General features: G+C 65.7%; 20 protein-coding genes and 1 tRNA gene. 10 read left to right on the top strand and 11 right to left on the bottom strand.

Annotated features, from left to right (window positions below; all coding sequences use genetic code 11):
* The 3 genes from Y705_RS21145 to Y705_RS0106170 form a co-directional block, all read right to left on the bottom strand.
* The coding region (locus Y705_RS21145; protein ID WP_081737837.1) for an ABC transporter ATP-binding protein at positions 1 to 714 on the bottom strand (714 nt) is incomplete at its 3' end.
* Positions 715 to 853: 139 nt separating this feature from the next.
* Positions 854 to 1,639 carry a trehalose-phosphatase gene (otsB, locus tag Y705_RS0106175; protein WP_026532228.1) on the bottom strand — a complete coding sequence of 262 codons (786 nt, stop codon included), beginning with the start codon at positions 1,637 to 1,639 and terminating at the stop codon, positions 854 to 856.
* Positions 1,636 to 3,105 carry an alpha,alpha-trehalose-phosphate synthase (UDP-forming) gene (locus Y705_RS0106170; protein ID WP_026532227.1) on the bottom strand — a complete coding sequence of 490 codons (1,470 nt, stop codon included), beginning with the start codon at positions 3,103 to 3,105 and terminating at the stop codon, positions 1,636 to 1,638. Before Y705_RS0106170 ends, otsB begins: the two co-directional genes overlap by 4 nt.
* Positions 3,106 to 3,302: 197 nt before the next feature.
* On the opposite strand from Y705_RS0106170, the gene Y705_RS0106165 reads away from it, so the two are divergent.
* Positions 3,303 to 3,376, top strand: a tRNA-Thr gene (locus tag Y705_RS0106165).
* A 16-nt stretch (positions 3,377 to 3,392) separates the two neighbouring features.
* Here Y705_RS0106165 and Y705_RS0106160 read toward each other — a convergent pair.
* The gene (locus Y705_RS0106160) at positions 3,393 to 3,887 is read right to left on the bottom strand and encodes a metallophosphoesterase family protein (RefSeq protein ID WP_216698752.1); all 495 of its coding nucleotides are present in this window, start codon (positions 3,885 to 3,887) and stop codon (positions 3,393 to 3,395) included.
* 142 nt (positions 3,888 to 4,029) lie between these two features.
* On the opposite strand from Y705_RS0106160, the gene Y705_RS0106155 reads away from it, so the two are divergent.
* The 4 genes from Y705_RS0106155 (at position 4,030) to Y705_RS0106140 (ending at position 5,962) form a co-directional block, all read left to right on the top strand.
* Positions 4,030 to 4,224 (top strand): hypothetical protein, encoded by a 195-nt coding sequence (locus Y705_RS0106155; protein ID WP_026532225.1) that lies wholly within the window; start codon positions 4,030 to 4,032, stop codon positions 4,222 to 4,224.
* 53 nt (positions 4,225 to 4,277) lie between these two features.
* Positions 4,278 to 4,658 carry a hypothetical protein gene (locus tag Y705_RS17850; RefSeq protein WP_155849951.1) on the top strand — a complete coding sequence of 127 codons (381 nt, stop codon included), beginning with the start codon at positions 4,278 to 4,280 and terminating at the stop codon, positions 4,656 to 4,658.
* 54 nt (positions 4,659 to 4,712) lie between these two features.
* Entirely contained in the window at positions 4,713 to 5,630 is a 918-nt protein-coding gene (locus Y705_RS17845; RefSeq protein ID WP_081737836.1) for an SDR family NAD(P)-dependent oxidoreductase, read from the top strand.
* Between the two features lie 65 nt (positions 5,631 to 5,695).
* Positions 5,696 to 5,962 carry a hypothetical protein gene (locus Y705_RS0106140; protein WP_026532224.1) on the top strand — a complete coding sequence of 89 codons (267 nt, stop codon included), beginning with the start codon at positions 5,696 to 5,698 and terminating at the stop codon, positions 5,960 to 5,962.
* A 40-nt stretch (positions 5,963 to 6,002) separates the two neighbouring features.
* Here the strand turns inward: Y705_RS0106140 and Y705_RS0106135 are convergent, their stop codons facing one another.
* The gene (locus Y705_RS0106135; RefSeq protein ID WP_026532223.1) at positions 6,003 to 7,664 is read right to left on the bottom strand and encodes a catalase; all 1,662 of its coding nucleotides are present in this window, start codon (positions 7,662 to 7,664) and stop codon (positions 6,003 to 6,005) included.
* 226 nt (positions 7,665 to 7,890) lie between these two features.
* On the opposite strand from Y705_RS0106135, the gene Y705_RS17840 reads away from it, so the two are divergent.
* Positions 7,891 to 9,120: a glycosyltransferase family 87 protein gene (locus Y705_RS17840; RefSeq protein WP_049822357.1), complete on the top strand. Its 1,230-nt coding sequence runs from the start codon at positions 7,891 to 7,893 to the stop codon at positions 9,118 to 9,120.
* Here the strand turns inward: Y705_RS17840 and Y705_RS0106125 are convergent.
* Together Y705_RS0106125 and Y705_RS0106120 are read right to left on the bottom strand one after the other, a co-directional pair.
* Positions 9,077 to 10,864, bottom strand: coding sequence for a thiamine pyrophosphate-requiring protein (locus Y705_RS0106125; RefSeq protein WP_026532222.1), 1,788 nt, complete (start codon positions 10,862 to 10,864; stop codon positions 9,077 to 9,079). The genes Y705_RS17840 and Y705_RS0106125 overlap by 44 nt on opposite strands.
* Positions 10,864 to 12,018: a baeRF2 domain-containing protein gene (locus Y705_RS0106120; RefSeq protein ID WP_026532221.1), complete on the bottom strand. Its 1,155-nt coding sequence runs from the start codon at positions 12,016 to 12,018 to the stop codon at positions 10,864 to 10,866. Before Y705_RS0106120 ends, Y705_RS0106125 begins: the two co-directional genes overlap by 1 nt.
* A 197-nt stretch (positions 12,019 to 12,215) precedes the next feature.
* On the opposite strand from Y705_RS0106120, the gene Y705_RS0106115 reads away from it, so the two are divergent.
* Together Y705_RS0106115 and Y705_RS0106110 are read left to right on the top strand one after the other, a co-directional pair.
* Positions 12,216 to 12,428 carry a hypothetical protein gene (locus Y705_RS0106115; RefSeq protein WP_026532220.1) on the top strand — a complete coding sequence of 71 codons (213 nt, stop codon included), beginning with the start codon at positions 12,216 to 12,218 and terminating at the stop codon, positions 12,426 to 12,428.
* Between the two features lie 10 nt (positions 12,429 to 12,438).
* Positions 12,439 to 12,966, top strand: coding sequence for a hypothetical protein (locus tag Y705_RS0106110; RefSeq protein ID WP_155849950.1), 528 nt, complete (start codon positions 12,439 to 12,441; stop codon positions 12,964 to 12,966).
* On the opposite strand, the gene Y705_RS0106105 is transcribed toward Y705_RS0106110, so the two are convergent.
* The 4 genes from Y705_RS0106105 to Y705_RS0106090 all read right to left on the bottom strand — a co-directional run bounded on the left by Y705_RS0106105 (position 12,963) and on the right by Y705_RS0106090 (position 16,555).
* Complete coding sequence (locus tag Y705_RS0106105; protein WP_026532218.1) at positions 12,963 to 14,051, bottom strand: alkene reductase; 1,089 nt, start codon at positions 14,049 to 14,051, stop codon at positions 12,963 to 12,965. The two genes, Y705_RS0106110 and Y705_RS0106105, sit on opposite strands and share 4 nt — an antisense overlap.
* Before the next feature lie 143 nt (positions 14,052 to 14,194).
* The gene (locus Y705_RS0106100) at positions 14,195 to 14,620 is read right to left on the bottom strand and encodes a hypothetical protein (RefSeq protein WP_026532217.1); all 426 of its coding nucleotides are present in this window, start codon (positions 14,618 to 14,620) and stop codon (positions 14,195 to 14,197) included.
* A gap of 76 nt (positions 14,621 to 14,696) precedes the next feature.
* On the bottom strand, positions 14,697 to 15,542 hold the full coding sequence (locus Y705_RS0106095; protein WP_026532216.1) for an NAD-dependent epimerase/dehydratase family protein: 846 nt from the start codon (positions 15,540 to 15,542) through the stop codon (positions 14,697 to 14,699).
* Positions 15,543 to 15,550: 8 nt separating this feature from the next.
* On the bottom strand, positions 15,551 to 16,555 hold the full coding sequence (locus tag Y705_RS0106090; protein WP_026532215.1) for an aldo/keto reductase family protein: 1,005 nt from the start codon (positions 16,553 to 16,555) through the stop codon (positions 15,551 to 15,553).
* Between the two features lie 199 nt (positions 16,556 to 16,754).
* On the opposite strand from Y705_RS0106090, the gene Y705_RS0106085 reads away from it, so the two are divergent.
* Together Y705_RS0106085 and Y705_RS0106080 are read left to right on the top strand one after the other, a co-directional pair.
* A complete protein-coding gene (locus tag Y705_RS0106085; RefSeq protein WP_026532214.1) occupies positions 16,755 to 17,828 on the top strand; it encodes a lipid II:glycine glycyltransferase FemX in 1,074 nt (357 codons plus the stop codon).
* A gap of 43 nt (positions 17,829 to 17,871) precedes the next feature.
* Entirely contained in the window at positions 17,872 to 19,563 is a 1,692-nt protein-coding gene (locus Y705_RS0106080) for a threonine/serine exporter family protein (RefSeq protein WP_026532213.1), read from the top strand.
* Positions 19,564 to 19,639: the final 76 nt, after the last annotated feature.

Raw genomic sequence — 19,639 nt, 5'->3', positions numbered from 1 at the left:
GGAGCCGATGAACCCGGCGACGAACACGTTCTTCGGCCGCTCGTACAGGTTGCGCGGCGTGTCGACCTGCTGCAGGATGCCGCTCTTGAGGACCGCAACGCGGTCACCCATGGTCATGGCCTCCACCTGGTCGTGGGTCACGTACACCGTGGTGACTCCGAGCCGGCGCGTCAGCGAGGCGATCTGCGTGCGGGTCTGCACGCGGAGCTTGGCGTCGAGGTTGGAGAGCGGCTCATCCATGAGGAAGACCTGGGGGTTACGGACGATCGCGCGGCCCATGGCGACACGCTGGCGTTGGCCACCGGAGAGTGCTTTCGGCTTGCGGTCGAGGTAGTCCTCGAGGTCGAGGAGCTTCGCTGCTTCCCGGACGCGCTCGGCGCGCTCTTCCTTCGACACACCGGCGATCTTGAGGGCGAAACCCATGTTGTCGGCCACCGACATGTGCGGGTAGAGGGCGTAGTTCTGGAAGACCATCGCGATGTCGCGGTCCTTCGGGGGAACATCGGTGACGTCTCGGTCACCGATCAGGATCCGGCCGGAATTGACGTCCTCAAGACCCGCAAGCATGCGGAGCGAGGTCGACTTGCCGCAACCGGAGGGGCCTACGAGGACGAGGAACTCGCCGTCGGCGATCTCGATGTCGAGCTTGTCCACCGCGGGCTTATCGGTGCCCGGGTAGAGCCGCGTGGCCTGGTCAAATGTGACGGTTGCCATGTTGTTTCCTTTTCACGGGCAGGTACGTGCCCGACGATCCGTAGTGAATGGGAGAAGTATTCAGTTGTTTGCGCACAAAATTCTCACCGACGCCGACGGCGGGTGAAATACGTCACGCCACCCGAGTATGGCACGGATCCTATCGGGACGCACCTGCGGAGCGCAGGGCCAACAGTTCCTCGAGCACGGAGGTCAGCGCGGCGGGGGAGGGAACCCGGTACTGCGCGGCACTGTCGCCGTCACCTACTTTGACGCCGACATCCTCCGGGCCGAGTGCATGCTGGGCGTGTTCATCCGTCACGTCATCCCCTGCGAAGAATACTGCAGTGGCACCCACGAGAGCCCGTAGCCGGTCGAGTCCCTGGCCTTTGTCGGCCTTGACCACTGACACCTCGAGAACCCGCTTTCCGTCGGTGATGGTCAGCCCGGAAAGGCCGGCGAGGGCAGTACGGGCAGCATCGACGGCGGCTCGTGTGACGTCGTCGTCCGCGGTCCGGGTGTGCAGGACAACCCCCGCGGGCTTGAATTCCACCCGAGTGCCGGGGTGCGCCTCGACGATCTGCTGGATGGCCGCCGTCGCCGCGTCCAGCAGCGACTGCTGCTCCCCGGTGAGGGCGAGGGGTTCCCTCCCGGTGCCGGTCCAGGCCTCTGCGCCGTGACTGCCGATGAGCAGGGTGTCCGGCCCGGGGCGCGCCACATCGCGAAGGCTGTCGAGTGCGCGGCCGGAGATCAGCGCCGTCGTCGTCCTGGGCAACGCGGCCAGCGCCTGCAGCGCTGCGGCGGATCCGGGAAGCGAACGGGCGTCCTCGGCACGTTCGACGAGGGGGGACATCGTGCCGTCGAAGTCCACGGCGACCAGGAGATGCTCGGTGGCGGCCAGCGTTTCCAGGGCACCGCCCAGGGAAAAGTCCTCCAGGGCGCTCATGATTCCTCCTCGTGGCCGTTGTGGAGTGCGTCGAGGAAGGCCTTCGACCAACGCTCCACGTCGTTCTGCAGTACCTGGCGGCGCATGATCCTCATGCGTCGCATGCTTTCCGCCTTCGGCATGGTGAGGGCCTTGACGATCGCTGCCTTCAACCCGTCGATGTCGTGGGGGTTCACGAGGATGGCCTGCCGCAGGGTGTCGGCGGCTCCCGCGAACTCGCTGAGCACCAGTGCTCCCCGGTTCCCGGTACGCGCCGCGACGTATTCCTTGGCGACGAGGTTCATGCCGTCCCGAAGGGCGGTGACCAGCATGACGTCGGCGGCGAGGTAGAGCGCCACCATCTCCTCGACAGGGTAGCTGTGGTGGAGATAGCGGATGGCGGTGTTCTTCATGGTGTCGTAGGTGCCGTTGATACGGCCGACGGCGCCCTCGATGTCCTCCCGCAGGAGCCGGTACTGCTCCACGCGTTCACGGCTGGGACTGGCCACCTGGATCAGTGCTGCGTCCTCGACCGTGATGTTGCCGTCCTCGAGGAGCTCGCCGTAGGCCTTCAGCCGGTGACCGATGCCCTTGGTGTAATCAAGGCGGTCCACGCCGAGCAGGATGTGCTCGGGATTTCCCAGCTCACGGCGGATCTCCCGGGAACGCTCGATGACGTCCTCGCGCTGGGCCAGTTCGGCGATGGCACTGGCGTCGATGGAAATGGGGAAGGCCTCCGCGCGGGAGACATAGGAGAACTCGCCGTTCTCGTCCGTGACATGGACCTGCTGGGCCTTGATGGTGTGTCCCTTGAAGCGGCGTACGCACCGCAGGAAGTTGCTCGCATCGCTGGGCCGCTGGAAGCCGATCAGATCGGCTCCGAGCAGTCCCTCGATGACCTGGCGTCGCCAGGGTAGCTGCGCGTAGATCTCCAGCGGGGGGAAAGGGATGTGGTTGAAGAATCCGATCTTCAGGTCGGGCCGGGCCTCCCGCAGCAGTTTCGGCACCAACTGCAGCTGGTAGTCCTGCACCCAGACCGTCGCGCCCTCCGACGCGACGGCAGCCGTGGCCCGGGCGAAGCGCTCGTTGACGCGCCGGTAGGCGTCCCACCAGGTGCGGTGGAATTCGGGGGAGGCGATGACATCGTGATACAGCGGCCACAGGGTCGCGTTGGAGAATCCCTCGTAGTACAGCTCCACTTCCTCCTCGCTGAGGGGCACCGGCACCAGCCGCATGTTCGCCTCGTCGAAGGAGTCGAGTGTCTCGTCGGGCGCGCCGTGCCAGCCCACCCATGCGCCGTCGGCTTTGGCCATGACGGGGGCGAGGGCCGTCACCAGCCCGCCGGGCGAGCGCCGCCAGGAACTGCCGCCGTCGTCGTCGGTGACGCGGTCCACCGGCAACCGGTTGGAGACGACGATGAATTCGAAGTCCCCGTAGGCGGTGCCCGTTGGAGTGCTGTCGGTGGGGGGGTGCTGTGCTGAACTCACTCTGGCTCCTGCGGGATAGTAGGCCTGCTGACGACTCTATCGTTTCCATCCTGCGACGGTGATGGCCGGGAGAACCGGAGCGGGGCGGAATCAGCGCGGGGGCTGATTTCGAACCCGGGCGGCGCTGGGATAACCTTGTTGAGCGCAAGTCGACAGCCTTCGATGTCGACGACGGCGCCCGCTGGCCCAGCCAGCACGCCTCCTTAGCTCAGTTGGCCAGAGCACCGCTCTTGTAAAGCGGGGGTCGTCGGTTCGAATCCGACAGGGGGCCCGAACTCCGCAGGGGCTCAGAGGGCGTGAAGCGCCACCTCGATGCCATTCCCCGTCACCGTCGCCGTCATATACGAGCAGCGCGGCTGCCGGCGCCGGTCGGTCGGCGAACCCGGGTTGAGGAGGCGAAGCCCGTCCGCCGTGGTGGTATCCCAGGGGATGTGGCTGTGCCCGAAGACCAGCACGTCCGTGTCGGGGAACAGTGCGTCCATCCGCGCTTCCCGGCCCGTTCCCGCTCCGGTCTCATGAACGACGGCGAAGCGGAGCCCGCCCACCACGTCGCGCGCCACGAGCGGCAGGCGATCGCGGAGCTCATCGCCGTCGTTGTTTCCGTAGCAGGCGAGAAGACGTCGGGAGCGGCGTGCGAGCTCGTCGAGCAGTGCAGGTTCCGTCCAGTCACCGGCATGCACGACGACGTCCGCTGACTCCACTGCATCCCATAGCTCCGCGGGAAGCACCTTCGCCCGTTTCGGCAGATGAGTGTCCGAGAGGAGGACGAGGCGGATCTTCATACCGGCAATCCTCCCAGTGAAGACCGACCAGTGACAAAGGATCATCGCTGTGCCATGCTTTCCTAAGCATGCTTAGTATCGAACCGGGCGTGCCGGTGCGTGCGTTCCTGAACCGCCGTCGAGAAGCCACATGGAGGAAACAATGCAGATTGACAAGTCGCAGATCATCGACATGCTGAAGTCCCAGGGCAAGGGCGACTCCGCAAGCCAGGCCGAGTCGGAACTCCCCGACAAGGTGGACCCCGAGCAGCACTCGGACCTGCTGTCGAAATTCGGCATCGACCCGAAGGATCTCCTTGGCAAGTTCTCGGGTGGCCTGGGCGGACTTGGAGGGTAGGCGTTAGTTCCGCTTCCGACCGACCGGACACTCCAACCAGAGAAGAGGAAACAGTGGATACGAATCAGATAGTGATGATCATCATCGGCGTGATCATCCTCCTGGCCGTTATTGGACTTGTGGTGTTCCTGGCCCGGAAGCGCAGCCGGCAACACCTCAAGAACCAGCAGGAGAAGGACCGGCACCGCGCGGCTGAGATGCGCGAGAAAGCGAAAGCCTCCGAATTCGACGCCCGCGAGCGGGAGGCGAAGGCCACCATGGCGGAAGCCGAGGCACAGCGTGCGGAGGTCGACGCCGAGCGCCTGCGCCGCGAGGCGGAGGAACGCCAGCGTGATGCGCAGGGACTGCGGGACGAAACCCTGAACGACTCGCGCAAGGCCGACGAGCTCGACCCCGACGGCAGGGTGGACCGTCAAGGGCACGACGGGCGGTGAGTCGAACTGCTCCAGGAACGACGCCGGGAAAAGAGCCGACCAGGAAAGCTGACGATGAGAGTTGTGGTGATCACCGGTGCGTCGAGCGGCATCGGACGGGCGACGGCGAACGCGTTCGCGGCTGATGGCGCCTCTCTTGTGCTCGCCGGACGCAGTGCCGCTGCCCTCGACGTGGTGGCGGTTGAGTGCCGGGGGCGAAGTGCCGAGGTGCTCACCGTGCCGACCGACGTCAGCGTCGAGGATCAGGTCGAAGCGCTCGCCGCGGCCGCCGTAGAGCGCTTCGGCCGCATTGACGTGTGGGTCGGCTGCGCTTCGGTGTTCAGCCTGGGGGCTTTCGAGGAGACGCCCCCGGCAGTGTTCCGCCAACTCATCGAGACCAACCTCTTCGGCCAGGTGTATGGCGCGAGGGCGGTACTGCCCGTCTTCCGGCAGCAGCGGCGGGGAGTGCTGATTTCGATCGGTTCGGTGTATTCGCGGGTCACTGCACCTTTTGTCTCGCCCTACGTCACGAGCAAGTTCGGGTTGCTGGGATTCATGGAAGCGCTTCGTGAAGAACTTCGGAGCGAACCGGGTATTCGGATCTGCATGGTTCTTCCCTCCACGATCGACACGCCCATCTACCAGCACGCCGCCAACTACACCGGGCAGCGTATCCATCCGCTTCCGCCGGTCGTGGACCCGCTGAGGGTGGCCCGTGCAGTCGTGCGGATGGCGGACCGACCGCGGCGGGTGACGATCGTCGGGAGGGTACAGGGGGCTTTCCTGCCCTTTCGGGCGTTGTTTCCCAGAGCCTACGAACCTCTGGTGGCTGCCGTCATGCGTCGAATGATGCTCCGTGGCGGGAACGTTGCACCATCGGCGGGTAATGTGTTCGTGCCCGATCCCGACCCCGCCACCTACAGCGTGAGCGGTGGATGGCGGCTTCTTTCGGGCCTGCGGAGGCGCGGGCCGTCCCGGCGGTCCGACATGTGACGAACGCGATATCCGAATGGTCCAGTAGCCCTCTCCCGGGCCCCCATAGTGGGTATATGGACCACATGGGGAACCTTTTGTCACAGTGTGCACGCCTGTTACGGCTCGATCGTGGCGCGCGCCAGGCTGCGGCCGGCCTTGCCGTCGTCGCCGGATTCTGGGTGGTGGGACTGCTGGGCGGCCTTCACATAGTCCTTGGCGGTACCACCAACGCGATGGCCATCCTCGTCGGGCTCTACATCATGCTGGGACTCGTCATACTCTCCCTCGTGGTCGGGGCAGCAGCCACTGCGGAACTCAGCCGCAGGGCCACCCTGAGGTGGCGGAGGTAAAGTCCCGCCACCTCGACTCACCGCCGGCTCCGAACCCGGTTCAGCGTGAAACCACCACGTGTTCGTTCGGAACGCAGTGCGTCATGGTGAGCCCTTCGACGGAACGCGAACCGTTGCCGCCCAGGTTCTTCAGCCAGGCGAGCTCCTCCTCAGAGAGTGACTGGCTTTGGAGCGGCGCGAGATCCTTGACCTCGGACAGCGCAATGCCGAGCCCCTCGCCCACATGGTTCCCCAACTCGTCGTCGGTCATATAGAAGTGCCACAGCATGCGCTCCTGGACCGGACGGGCCGCCTGACTGATCAGGGTCACGAAATTGCCGACGAGGTCGTCCTTCTCCCATTGCTCCAGTAGCTGGTAACGCTGTCCAGCCTGCAGATAGTCATTGGTCAGAGGGATTCTCTTGCGTGTCAGCCTCCCGGTGAGCACCGGCCCTTCCTCGTCGGGGGTGGGGTAGTGGCCTTCGCGCAGCCCGCCCGTGATGGAGGGTTCATAGTTCACCGAGGGATTCTGCCCCGGTCCGGAATCGGTGTCGAAGGACATCTGACCACCGCGCTGGTTGGTGGCGACAGGCGCATTCTTCGCCGAGTTCACGGGCAGCTGCAGGTAGTTGGGGCCGACGCGGTAGCGCTGCGTGTCGCTGTAGCTGAAGGTCCGGCCCACCAGCATCTTGTCGTCCGAGAAGTCGAGTCCGTCCACGAGCACGCCGGTCCCGAAGGACAGCTGCTCGTTCTCATTGTGGTGATCGGTGACATTTCGGTTGAGCGTCATGGTGCCCACGAGTTTCGGTTCGAAGTCCTGCTCCGGCCACGTTTTCGTGTCATCGAGCGGGTCGAAGTCGAGTTCCGGATGGTCGCCGTCGTCCATCAGCTGTACGTACAGGTCCCACTTCGGATAATTCCCCTGTTCGATGGCCTCGAAAAGATCCTTCGAGGCATGCCCGAGGTCGTTCGCCTGGATGTTCGCGGCATCCGCTTCGGTAAGGCTCTTGACTCCCTGGTGCGGTTGCCAGGTGTACTTGACCAGCTTGGTGCCGCCCTCCGCGTCAACCCACTTGTAGGTATTCACTCCGAAGCCCTGCATGTGCCGGTAGTCGGCCGGGATGCCACGCGGGCTGAAGAGGTTCACGAGCATGTGCATCGACTCCGGAGTCTGCGACATGAAGTCGAAAATACGGCCCGGCTCCTGGCGGAACGTAACCGGATCAGGTTTGAGGGCGTGAATGACGTCGGGAAACTTGAGAGCATCCCGGATGAAGAACACCGCAAGGTTGTTCCCCACAAGATCCCAGTTGCCGTCCTCGGTGTAGAACTTGACGGCGAATCCCCGCGGATCCCGCGCGGCCTCCGAGGAATCGCGTCCGCCGATCACCGTGGAGAAGCGGATGGCCACCTCGGTCTTCTTGCCGGCCTCGTTGAACAGCTTTGCCCTCGTGTACTTCGAAACCGGTTCGTCGCCCCATTTCCCGGTTGCCTCGAACTCGCCGAAGGCCACGGCACCGCGGGCATGCACCACCCGCTCGGGGATGCGCTCGCGGTCGAAGTGGCTGATCTTCTCGAGGAACTGGTAATTCTCGAGAGTGGCCGGCCCGCGTGCCCCAACGGTGCGCGAGTTCTGGTTGTCGTAGACCTGGTGGCCCTGGCGGTTGGTCAGGACGGGGCGGTCATCATCCTCAGCAGGCGGCTGGCTTGCTATATCTGTCACAGCATTCTCCTTGCTTCCAGGGGCATCGGTCGGGGGAGGCGTCAGTGCCGATCCTGCCTTCGACGCTAGCGAACGGCTGCTGGGTCAGCAACGTTTGCTTCCGCTCCGGAGGGGGCCACTTGACAGAGCTCGATGCTAGGGTGGTCCCGATCTGAACGACAGGCAGGAAGCCCCTCCCATGACAGCGCCGCGACCGGAGTTTCCTGTCCTGATGTCGAGGAAAATGATGTCCAGGAGAATCAGGTCCGGGGAAATCGTGGTCGTTGCGGCATTCGCAGTCGTCCACCTGCTCTTTCTTGCCCTTCTTCTTCCGTACTTCAGCGAGGGAACCACGTATGGAGATGTAGTCCTCTACCGCCACTGGGCGCTCCACGGACTCAGCACGGGAAGCTGGCAGGGCATCGACACGGATTGGGTCTACCCGGCCGGCGCGATGCTCCCGATGGTTCTTGCAGCGCTCGCGGGGCCGGAGCCCTACATGCTCGCGTGGTTCCTGCTCTGCACGATCCTCAACCTCTGCGCGGTGTGGATGCTGCTCAGGGGCCGATCCGCCCGCTATGGCCGGCATGCCGCGTGCCTGTGGATCGTGCTGACGGCAATCCTCGGGCCGCTGTCGTTCTCGCGGGTGGACGGAATCGCCGGCCCTCTGGTGGTCATGGGGCTCCTGCTCGCCGGGTCGCGGCCCTTTCTCGCGTCGATGGTGCTCTCCGCGGCCACCTGGATCAAGGTGTGGCCGGCTGCCGCGGTACTCGCACTGTTGATTGTCAGCACGGCGAGGGTCAGGGTCTTCCTGGCCGGTGCCGCAGTTTCGGCAGCCGTCGCCGCAGTTGTCGTCTCAGGCGGAGGAGCACGGCACCTGTTCGGCTTCGTAGCTGCCCAGGGGGAGCGGGGGATGCAGCTTGAAGCACCGCTGAGTACTCCCGGGCTCTGGCAGGCCGTGATCAGCCGGGGAACCTCCGTGGTGTTCAATGACGAGATCGATACCATGGAGATCCGCGGTTCACTGGCCGGCGTCGTCGGTTCCCTGATGAACCCGCTGCTCTGCGGAAGCCTGGTGGTAGTCGGCGCGCTCCTGACGGCTGCACTGCGGGCCGGCGCCGACCGTGGGCGACTGCTGACCGTCGGGACGCTGGCTCTCATCGGCGCGATGATCGTCTTCAACAAGGTGGGTTCCCCGCAGTTCATGATCTGGCTTGCAGCGGCTATTGCCGTGGGGGTGGCGGTCAGGGGTAGGGAATGGGCATTCCCCGCGGCACTGATGGTCGGCATCAGCATCCTGACCACGCTGGTCTATCCGATCCTGTACGTGCAGCTCTACCGGGACCTGGACCCGGGGGTTGCGCTCCTGCTGTCCATGCGGAACCTGCTGGTTGTTCTTGTCTTTTGCTGGGCGGTCCGCGAACTCCTTCGGCTCAGGCGTCGCTCCGGCGCTCCTCCTGCCCTGCATACGTCCTGAGTAGCTCCCTTGCCTGTGCGGCGCCGCCGGGTTCCTGCCGCAGCGCGTGATCCATGCCCTCCACTTTCGACGCGCCTGCGGGAAACGGTGGAAGAAGCGGAACGTCCGGGTCCGTGACGAAGTCAAGGAGGAACGGCCGGTCGGAGCTGAATGCTTCCGCCCAGGCGGCGGCAACCTGCTGCGGATCCTCAACCCGCCTGCCGCCCAGGCCGAGTAGCCGCGCGTAGCCTGCGTAGTCGACGTCGGGCAGGGCCTGGCTCGCCGGAAATCGTGGTTCGCCCTCCATCTCCCGCTGTTCCCAGGACACTTCGGCGAGGTCGCCGTTATTGAGGACGCACACGACGAACCGGGGATCCTCCCAGTCTTTCCAGCGCCGACTCACCGTGATCAGTTCCGCCATGCCCGCCATCTGCATCGCGCCATCGCCGCTGATCACGACCACCGGGCTACCCTGCCGCGCCAGCTTCGCGGCGATGCCGTAGGGAACGGAACAGCCCATGCAGCCCAGGGTGCTTGAAAGATGGGCAGGAACACCCCGGGGCAGCCTCAGGTGCCGCGCGTACCAGTAGACCGAGCTGCCGACGTCGACCGCCACCCGTGCATCGCCCGGCAAGTGATCGTTCAACTTCTGGAGGACACGCTCGGGATTGATGGGAGTGGCCGGGGTCAGGGCGCGTTCAAGGGTGAGGGCCCGCCACTTCCGCACCTGGGCTTCGATGTCGGCACGCCAGGCGCGGTCCTGCTTGCTGTGCAGGAGCGGGGTCAGTGCGACGAGGGTTTCCGCAGCGTCTCCGGAGAGGGCTATGTCCACAGGGTAGCGGTTGCCGATAGCCTGCGGATCAATGTCGATCTGCACCGCACGCGCCTGCCCCGGTGCCGGGTAGTACTCGGTCCACGGGTCATTCGAGCCGATGATCAGCAGCGTGCCGCAATGGCTCATCAGGTAGGCGCTTGCGCTGGTGCCCAGGTGCCCCATGGTTCCCGTGGCGTGATCGAGCTCCTCATCGACGAACGGCTTGCCGAGCAGGCTGGTAGTGATGCCTGCACCGAGGCTTTCGGCGATGGCCAGTACTTCGTGCTGCGCCTTCGACGCCCCCTGGCCCACGAGGAGCGCCACCTTCGACCCGCTGTTCAGCAGCGCGGCGGCGTCGTGCAACTCCTGTTCCCGCGGGAGCAGGCACCCCTGGCTCCAGACGGGCGAAGACGGCACCACACCGTGTTCGTGCGGGGTCTGCGGGGCCGGTGCCTGCTGGATGTCATGCGGCAGGATGACGACGGCGGGTGCACGCATCGAGAGCGCGGCCTTGAATGCCCGGTCCAGCACCAGAGGGAGCTGCTCGGGATCGGCGATCTGCTGCTGGAATGCTGCGACGTCCTTGGTCAGGCTCAGGAGATCGATCTCCTGTTGGTAGTCGGAACCGAGCACGGTTCGGCTCTGCTGGCCGATCAACGCAACAACGGGAACGCTGTCCAGCTTGGCGTCGTACAGGCCGTTGAGCAGGTGAACCGCCCCCGGCCCCTGGGTGGCGGTCACTACCCCCACGCCACCGGTGTACTTCGCGTGGCCCACCGCCATGAAGGCTGCCGCTTCCTCGTGCCGGGCCTGAATGAACTCGGGGCTGCCCGAGCGGCGGAGCGCGCCCAGCAGCGGATTGATCCCGTCACCGCTGTAGCCGAAGATCCGGTCCACCTTCCACAGCCGGAGTCTTTCGACGAGGAAATCCGCTGCTGTCCGCGGTTCCACTAGACCGCCGCAGGAACGTCCGGCCCCGTAGGCCATCGAAGGAGCGCCGCAATGGAGCGGGAGCCGAGCGCCCCCGAGGGGTAGAGGCTGACCTTGGCGTCCGTCAGCGCCACAGCACGCAGCATGCCCGCGAGGGCCGGAACCTTGCCGATGACGCCGGCACCCGCGGCGTCGGCCTCGGAAAGGGCAACCCAGGGGGCTGCGTCGAGCGCCAGGACCGTCTGGCCGTCCAAGGAGGGCGTCTCGAGGAGCAGGGTGTCCACCTGGCCCTGCTGGAGCGCAGTAACCACCGGACCGGTCCCGACGGCGGTGGTGCGGGTGGCCTGTCCCTCGTGCTCGGCGAGGGTCTCGAGAAGCATGCGCTGCCGGTTGGCCATCACGCGGGCCACCAGTTCCTGCACCTGCAGGGCGAAAGTCTTCTCATCAGCTCCTGCCGCCCGGGTGTTGCTCTCGATGATGCTCAGCTTGCGGCGGGTCTCCTCGGAAACCTGGTCCGCCACGAGTTGGCGCGCACGGATATCCCCGGCGACGACCACGAGCTGCGCCCGGTGGTCCCTGGCGACGCGGTCGATCTCGGCGGCGACGTCGCCCGCGTTCATCTTCCACACCTTCTCCGCGTGCTGCTGGTAGCGACGGTGGGACCAGCCTCCCCCCTGGACCTTGCGTGAGTGTTCCATGTCGCCGTCGATATGGGACTCGGGTGTACCTCCGGTGGGCCTCGAGGAGTCGCCGTCGGCATACCGCAGGTACACTTCGCCGCCGCCGTGGCCCACCTCGGCGATGACATAGGCGAAGTCCTCGGGGCAATGGCGCACCAGGGGGGAGAGATCCGGCACGGAAGCGACGGCGGTCACCGGCATCATGACCATCCCACCGGGGAGGAACTCGTCCACAACTGCTTCGCCGCCGTGGATCAGGAGAAAGCGGGCCAACGGGTCCGGCATTCCTTTGGCCGTGCTCGACAGCGTTGCGGCAGCCGCAGCAATGTCATTCTTCGGTGCTCCCGCAGCCTCCATGCTGTCGGCGACATTCCGCGGCAACACGTCATCGCTCCGGAGCGAATCCACAGTGCCCGTGCTCCCGTCCACGTAAATGGTGGTCCATGGACCCTGGAGGCTGTACAGGTGCTTGTGGTCGATCAGTGCTTGCGTCATGGGCAACCCCTGCTTTCTTCGGTGTCGGCTTTCTTCGGTGTCGGCGAGCGTCGGGCCTTCGAACTCCAGCCCATTCGGCACAAGTAAGGACACTTATGGTTTATCACCGTGAAGGGCCGCTGAGAAGCGTCGACGGCCGAATTTCTCCGCTTGAAAAAGGGGAGCGGGAGTGTACCGGAACCGGGTAATGTATCGCTATGGCACAGGTTCCAGCAAATTTTCCTCGCGCCTACGTCGAGTTCCTCAGCACCGTTGACGATGAGCTCCGAGAGACCGTTCTCATGGCCATGAAACAGTCGGTCGCCGACGGTCTTCACGGGATCCTGGTGAACAGTCGGGTGGCCCATCATCGCCAGGCCGAAGTCTCGGAGGCAGTGCCGTACGGGCAGGTCATTGACGCTGTCCACTAGGCAGCAGGGAATGTCCGTACAGGGCATGCCTTCGCGTGCACGACGGGTCGCCCTGGCGTCCGGCGCGGGCGGGGCGAGCGTGCTGCTGGCCCTTGCTGCTCACGTTCTCTCCGGTGTATCCGTTCCCGTGCCTGGACTCCTGGCGGGACTCGCCGTCCTCACCGTCCTGGCCTCGACGGTGGTCTCTGCCCTGAGGCTTCCCCTGTGGGCCGTCCTGGTTTTGCTCGCCGTGTCCCAGCAAGTCCTCCACAGCGCCTTCACCGGCCTGGCCGACGGCGGCGCATCCAGCGCCACGGGCGTGCCCGGGGCGGGGATATCGGGCCACCATGAGGAGTCGCAGGTACAGGTCCCGGCGGCTGGAGCCTCGGCGCACTCGCCCGAGGTAATGATTCTGCTGCATGCCCACGCGGCCGCAGCACTCCTGGCCGGGCTGCTGGTAGCACGCTGGTCCGTGGCGGCGGCCTGGTTCCGGTCCGCAAGAGCGGCCGCCCCGAAAGGGGGCGGCCGCCAGAATGCAGTGCGGGGCCGGCAGGCCTAGTTCCGGCTGAGCGCCTCGTCGTAGAACGGATAGTCGGTGTAGCCCTCGGCGCCGGTGCTGTAGAAGGTGGCCGGATTGGGCTCGTTCAGCGGAAGGTCCTCCTGCCAGCGGCGGACCAGGTCCGGGTTGGCGATGGCCGGACGGCCGACGACCACCGCGTCACCCACGCCGTCATCGAGGATGGCGAGTGCCTCGTCACGGGTGGTGATGATGCCGAAGCCGCTGTTGATCAGCACGGGCCCATCGAAACGCCGACGCAGGTCCTGGATGAAAGCACCTGCGGGCGCGGCATGGAGCACGCTGAGGTAGGCGAGCTTCAAAGGAGCGATGCCGTCCACGAGGGCGCCGTAGGTGGCATGGACGTCGTCCACTTCCGTCTCCAGTGCGTCCTGGATGTTGTGGGCGGGGGAGATCCGCAAGCCCACCTTCTCTGCGCCGATCGCTTCGGCTACCGCGTGCGTGAGCTCGACGGCGAAGCGTGCACGGTTCTCGGGTGTCCCGCCGTACTGGTCACTGCGCTGGTTGGACTCCGGGGAGAGGAACTCGTGGAGCAGGTAGCCGTTGGCTCCGTGGAGCTCCACCCCGTCGAACCCGGCGTCCACGGCATTTCGTGATGCAGTGACGAATTCCTCGATGATCGACGGCAGCTCGTCCGTGGCCAGGGCGTGCGGGACCGGATACGGCTTCTTGCCCTTGGAGGTGCGGGTCTCACCCTCGATGGCGATGGCACTGGGCGCAACCACCTCGTATCCGCCATTGGTGTCTTCGTGGGTGACGCGTCCCGCATGCATCACCTGGGCGACGATGCGTCCGCCCCCGGCATGCACGGCATCGGTGACCTTCCTCCAACCGGCCAGCTGCTCCGGGGTGACGAGGCCCGGCTGGCCGGGGAACCCCTGGCCGGCAGGGCTGGGGTACGTGCCCTCGCTGACGATCAGGCCGAGGGAGGCCCGCTGGCGGTAGTGCTCGACGACGAGAGGGCCGGGGATGCCCTCACTTCCCGAGCGCACACGGGTGAGGGGCGCCATGACGACGCGGTTTGCCAGCGTCATTTCGCCGAGGGTCAAAGGGGAGAACAGTTTCATGAAGAACTCTTTCCGTAAGTGCCGGGGCCAGGGTATTCCTCCTTTCGCCAACCAAGCACCTCCGAGCGGTATTCCGGATGTGCCCTGTTCCACTCATCCCCTCATCCCCGCCGACTTGTCCCCGCCGGGGTGATTGCCTCCGCCTATCGGACGTCCTCCTCGTCGAGGTGGCTCAGCGGGGCGCCGCCTCGGTTCGCGGGATCGTCGCTGGCGTCGACGTCGTCCTCCTCCATCATCCCGAAGTCGACGTCGCCTGCGGCCTCGCCGAGCATCGGCTCATCCGGCGGGATCTGCTCCTCACCCTGCTCGTAACGGGATTCGGCGGTCTCCTCGCGGAGGGTCTGGTCGCTGAGGGTGCCTTCCTCGCCGGCCGGCGCCACTGAAGGTTCGTCCTGCAGCAGCGGATCCTCCTGCCAGCGATCCGGGTTGTTCTCGGCAGCCTCCGGGTAGTCGTCAGGATTTCCCTCGAGCACCGGGTCGAACGCCTCGGGAGCCAGCGAATCATTCGCCACCTCGGGATCTTCGCCTACGATCGTCAGTTCCTCATCAGGCAGGTTCTGCTCAGTCATGGTTGCGCCTTTCGTCGGTCGAACGCGTTCGCTTCGTTACTAAGCCTACTGATCATCTCCGGGAAGGGACAACCGGTCAGGAGTGGTCCCGCCAACTGTGCTGCGGATCGAACCCGAGGACGCGCCGCGCCTTGTCGATCGAGAGCAGGGTTTCGTGCTGTCCCACCTCGCGAACCATCTCGACGCCGGGAAACACTTCAGCCGCCAGATCGGCACTGGAGCGGCTCATCACGGTATCGGCGGCCGCAATGAGGAAGCGGTCGAATCCCGGACCCGCGGACTCGAGGGCACGCACCACCGCCTGGGCGCCGTCCCGGCCGTCGATGTACCCCCACAGGTTCCACTTCCGCAGGGTTGCGTCGGCGTCGAACGACGGAAAAGCGGCATAGTCCTCAGGGTCCATCACATTGGAAAAGCGCAGCGCCGTGATGCTCAGCTCGGGGTCCCAGCGCATGAACTCGGTGGCCAGTTGTTCCTCGAGGTGCTTCACGAGCGAGTAGGTGCTCTCCGGCCGTGCCGCATATTCCTCATCCACGGGGATGTAGGGAGGATCGACGTCGAAGGGCAGGCCCTGGACGGTCTCGCTCGAGGCGTAGACCACGCGCTTGATGCCAGCCCGCCTGCAGGCCTGGAAAACGTTGTAGGTGGACATCATGTTGTTGGAGAAGGTCGCAACGTCGGCTTGGATACCCGGTGCCGGGATCGCGGCGAGGTGCACCACGGCGTCGAATCCGTCGGAGCGGTCGTCCACACCCAGGAGGGCGTCGATCACCTGGCCGTAGTCCCGCAGGTCGATGCGCAGGAACTCCGGGCCGCGTTCGCCGTGCTGGTCCAGTTCAAGGACCGAGTGCCCCGCCTCCCGCAGTCCCCGGGTGACGCTGCGGCCGAGCTTGCCGGTGGCGCCGGTCACCGCGACCCGCAGAGCCGCCATCAGGCGGGCCGCGAATCGGGGGACTTCGTCTTCGAGACGTCCGTCTCGGCCAGGGAGCCGATGGCATCGTCGATCGCCGTCATCACGTCGGATTCGAGGACGACGCCGGCCGCCGCCGCGTTCGACTCGACCTGTTCCGGCCGTGAGGCGCCGATGATCGCCGAGGCGACGTTCCGGTTCTGCAGGGTCCAGGCGATGGCGAGCTGCGCCATGGTGAGACCGACGCCGTCGGCGATGGGTCGGAGCTTCTGCACACCGGTCAGGACGTCGTCGTCCATCCACCGCTTGATCATGTCGGCGCCGCCCTTGTCGTCGGAGGCGCGCGTGCCCGTTTCCGGTCGTTGCCCCGGCTGGTATTTGCCGGTCAGCACGCCCTGGGCCACTGGCGACCAGACGATCTGCGACAGCCCGAGTTCCTCGGAGACAGGTACCACCTCGCCTTCGATGACACGCCACAGCATGGAGTACTGCGGCTGGTTCGAGATGAGCCGGAAGCCAAGTTCCTTCGCGAGGGCGGAGCCGTCGCGGATCTGCTGCGCCGTCCATTCGCTGACGCCGATGTAGAGCGCCTTGCCCTGGCGGACGACGTCGGCGAAGGCCTGCATGGTCTCCTCGAGCGGCGTCTCGAAGTCGTAGCGGTGCGCCTGGTAGAGATCCACATAATCGGTCTGAAGCCGCTCCAGCGAGCCGTCGATCGACTCGAGGATGTGCTTGCGGGACAGCCCGGCGTCGTTGTGGCCCTTCGGGCCGGTAGCCCCCCACACCTTGGTGAAGATCTCGAGGGACTGGCGGCGCTCGTCCTTCAGCGCCTCGCCGAGCACCGTCTCCGCGGCGGTGTTCGCATAGACGTCCGCAGTGTCGAAGGTGCTGATGCCGACATCGAGAGCCGCGCGCACACACCGGGTGGCGACGTCGTTCTCCACCTGGGAGCCGTGCGTCAGCCAATTGCCGTAGGTGATCTCCGAGATTTTGAGTCCGCTGTTTCCGAGGTATCTAAAGTCCATGCCTCCGATGCTAACCATGCCGGAGCACCCCGCATAGCGCGCCGAGGGTCGGCGGACCTCCCCGAAAACCGTGGTACACCGGAGCGGCAATGACGCCCGCCGGGTCCGTACCCGGTAGAGTTGACCGCGTCATTCCCGCTGGTTCACCGCCGTCGATCGTCCTGCGCGTTCCAGGCCGCAGCCCACTGATAGAGGAAATTTGGTCAACTTCACCGCGCGGTTCGCCACCGACGCAGAGCGCGAGAACTGGGACTCCCATGTGACGGCTAACCCGGCCGGCGGTAACGTCCTGCAGTCCGCCTCCTTCGCCGAGGTGAAGTCCCACCATGGGTGGAAGCCGCTGTTCCTGGTGCTTCAGTCGGAAGGCTATTCGAGCTACAACCTCGTGCTGGAGAAGTCGTTCCCCGTCCTGGGGCGGCTCTGGTACCTCATCAAGGGGCCGGCGGTGGAGATGGCCGACCAGATGCCCGCAGCGGTTGACGCCATCCGGGAGTTCATCGCCCGCTCGAAGCTCCCGGTCTTCGCGGTAAAGATCGAGCCGGACATCGAGGACACCCCGGAAGCCCGGGACATCTTCCGGGGAGCAGATCTCCAGAAGACCTTCGACCTGCAGCCCAATGACCACACCGCCATCCTCGAGACCACGGCGGAACCGAACCAGCTGCTGCGCAACCTTCATTCGCGGGGGAGGAATGCCGTGCGGCGGGCCATCCGTGAGGGCGTCGAAGCGCACCGGGTGGAGCCCACCGAGGAGAATTTCCGCATCATGTACGGCCTGATGTCCCATATCGAGGACCGGTCAAGTGCGCGGCTGCGTTCCTTCGAGTACTACAGCAGGTTCTGGAAGACCTTCGTGGAGGCGGGCCAGGGCCGGTTGTACTTCGTGTACGAGGACGGCGAGGCATCAGTGGGCGCCTTCGTGCTCAACTATGGAACCAAGGGAACCTACAAGGACGGCGGCTCGAAACCCGGGCGCTCACAGTACGGCGATTCCCATCTGCTGCAGTGGACGGCGATCAACGATCTCCGGACCGAGCACGGCATCGTGGAGTACGACTTCTGTGGGACGCCCCCCGGCGACAGGCTCAAGGACCCGTCCCACCCCCACCATGGCCTCGGACTCTTCAAGACGAGCTTCACCAGGACCGTGACCGATTTCATCGGGTGCTACGACGCCGTGATCAGTCCCCGGAAGTACCGCCTCTGGAATATCGCCGGGGAACGCGTTGCACGGCAGATCTACTGGCGGCGGCACCACCAGCCGTTCTACTGAGCAGGCAGCCCCGAGGGGAGAAACACGCACAAGGGGTTTAACCATGAAAGACGGCACCGGGCCTGGAAACGGCCATTCGCCCACCACCAATCCTTCGCCGATGGCGGAGTCGCTGCCGGTCATCCAGCGGCCCTTCGACCCGTCGGTCGCCGAGAAGGAGAAGCTGGCTGCGACACCGCGCGCGGAGGCGAAGCCGAACGTCCAGCCCGCCTCGCGCCCGCAGCGGGCGCCGAAGGTGCAGCAGAAAGCAGCACCGAAGGGGCGGCAGCGGCAGCCGGGCCCGCGGCCCACCGATGCGTTGCCGACCACGCCGCGCGCTGTCCGGCCGGACCGGTCGAACGCCGCTGCCCGCAACATGCTGAGACGACTCGTCCAGGGAGAGGCGCCCCCCACCCAAGCGATGAGCATTGTGGAGCGGCTCGCCGGAAGCCCCTATGCGAATCCGATGGTCCAGGCCGCCGGGCCCGACGCGAGTGTCCGCAAGACCCTCGATTTCGCCCTGAGCCTTGCCGAGACGATGTTCCGGTACGGGGCCGGAGCCCTCGAGGTCGAAACGAGCATCATCGCTGTTACTGCAGCTTTCGGCGTGGACCATGTGGAAGTGGACATCACCAACCAGTCGGTGGTCCTCAACTATTCCGCCAAGGACCAGACGCCCACCACCGTGTTGCGCGTAGTGCGTTCCTGGACCAACAACTACGCCGGGCTCACCGCAATCCACCAATTGGTGTCCGATATCGCCGACGGCGGAGTGTCACGCCTGGAAGCGAGCCAGCGGCTCGAGCACATCACCCAGCGGCCCAAGCCCTTTCCCCGCTGGATGGTCACTGCGGCTTTCGGGATCTTCGCGGCCGCGATCGTGGGTTTCATCGGCGGTGGGTTGCTCGGTTCACTCCTGGGGCTCGTCAGCTGCATCCTGGTGGATCTGTTGTCCCGCCAGCTCGGCAAGTGGCGCGTTCCGGAGTTCTTCGCCGTCGCGACGTCGGCCGGAATGGTCACCCTGACAGCGATGTTCTTCTGGTGGCTGGAGCTGCCGATCGCGCCGTCGCTGGTGGTGGTGGGCGGAATCCTGCTCCTCCTTCCCACGGGGCGCCTGGTGTCAGCCACGCAGGATGCCATCAACGGCTTCCCCGTGACAGCCGCGGGCCGCTATCTCTCGGCTGTCCTGGTGTTCGGTGGAGTGGTCTCGGGCATCGCCGTCGCCCTGGTCTTCGGCTCCATGATCGGCATCCCTCCACTCGACATCCTGCAGTCCCCGGTATCCGTCTATCCGTGGCCGGTGGTGGCCGTCCTCGTCCTCATCGCCGTGGCGATGATCTGCATTTCCGAGCAGACCGACATCAAGCTCGTGCTCCCGACCTCCCTGGTGGGTGTTGCCGGGTACCTGCTGTGGATCTCCCTTGTCAACGCGGGGGTGGGATACCGGCTGGCGCCGGCGCTCGCCGCGGTGCTGATCGGGGGGCTCGCCCGCGTGGTCGCGCTGCGGATGGGGGCGCCGCAGCTGGTGGTGGCGGTGCCTGCCGTGATGTTCCTCTACCCGGGGCTGACGATCTTCCGGTCGATGTATTCGCTCACCCTCGATCCGGCGATGGTGAACGACGGCGCGATCGGGCTCTTCAACGCACTCACCGTGATCCTCGCCATTGCGGGCGGAGTGGTCCTCGGCGACAACCTCGCACGGCCGTTCACCAAGGGACTCAGCAGCAATGAGCGGCAACGGAGCCGTCGGCGCTGAGTTTTTCGCGGCGGTGGCTCAGCTGCCGAGGGTTCAGTGATCGACCGGCTCAGCTGCCGAGCCAGTCGACCGGCTC

Origin of the sequence: Arthrobacter sp. H41, from assembly GCF_000520535.1 — a bacterium.
Lineage (GTDB): Bacteria > Actinomycetota > Actinomycetes > Actinomycetales > Micrococcaceae > Arthrobacter_D.
Note: the sequence above shows the minus strand (reverse complement) of the source record. Positions and strands in the feature narration are given on the sequence as shown.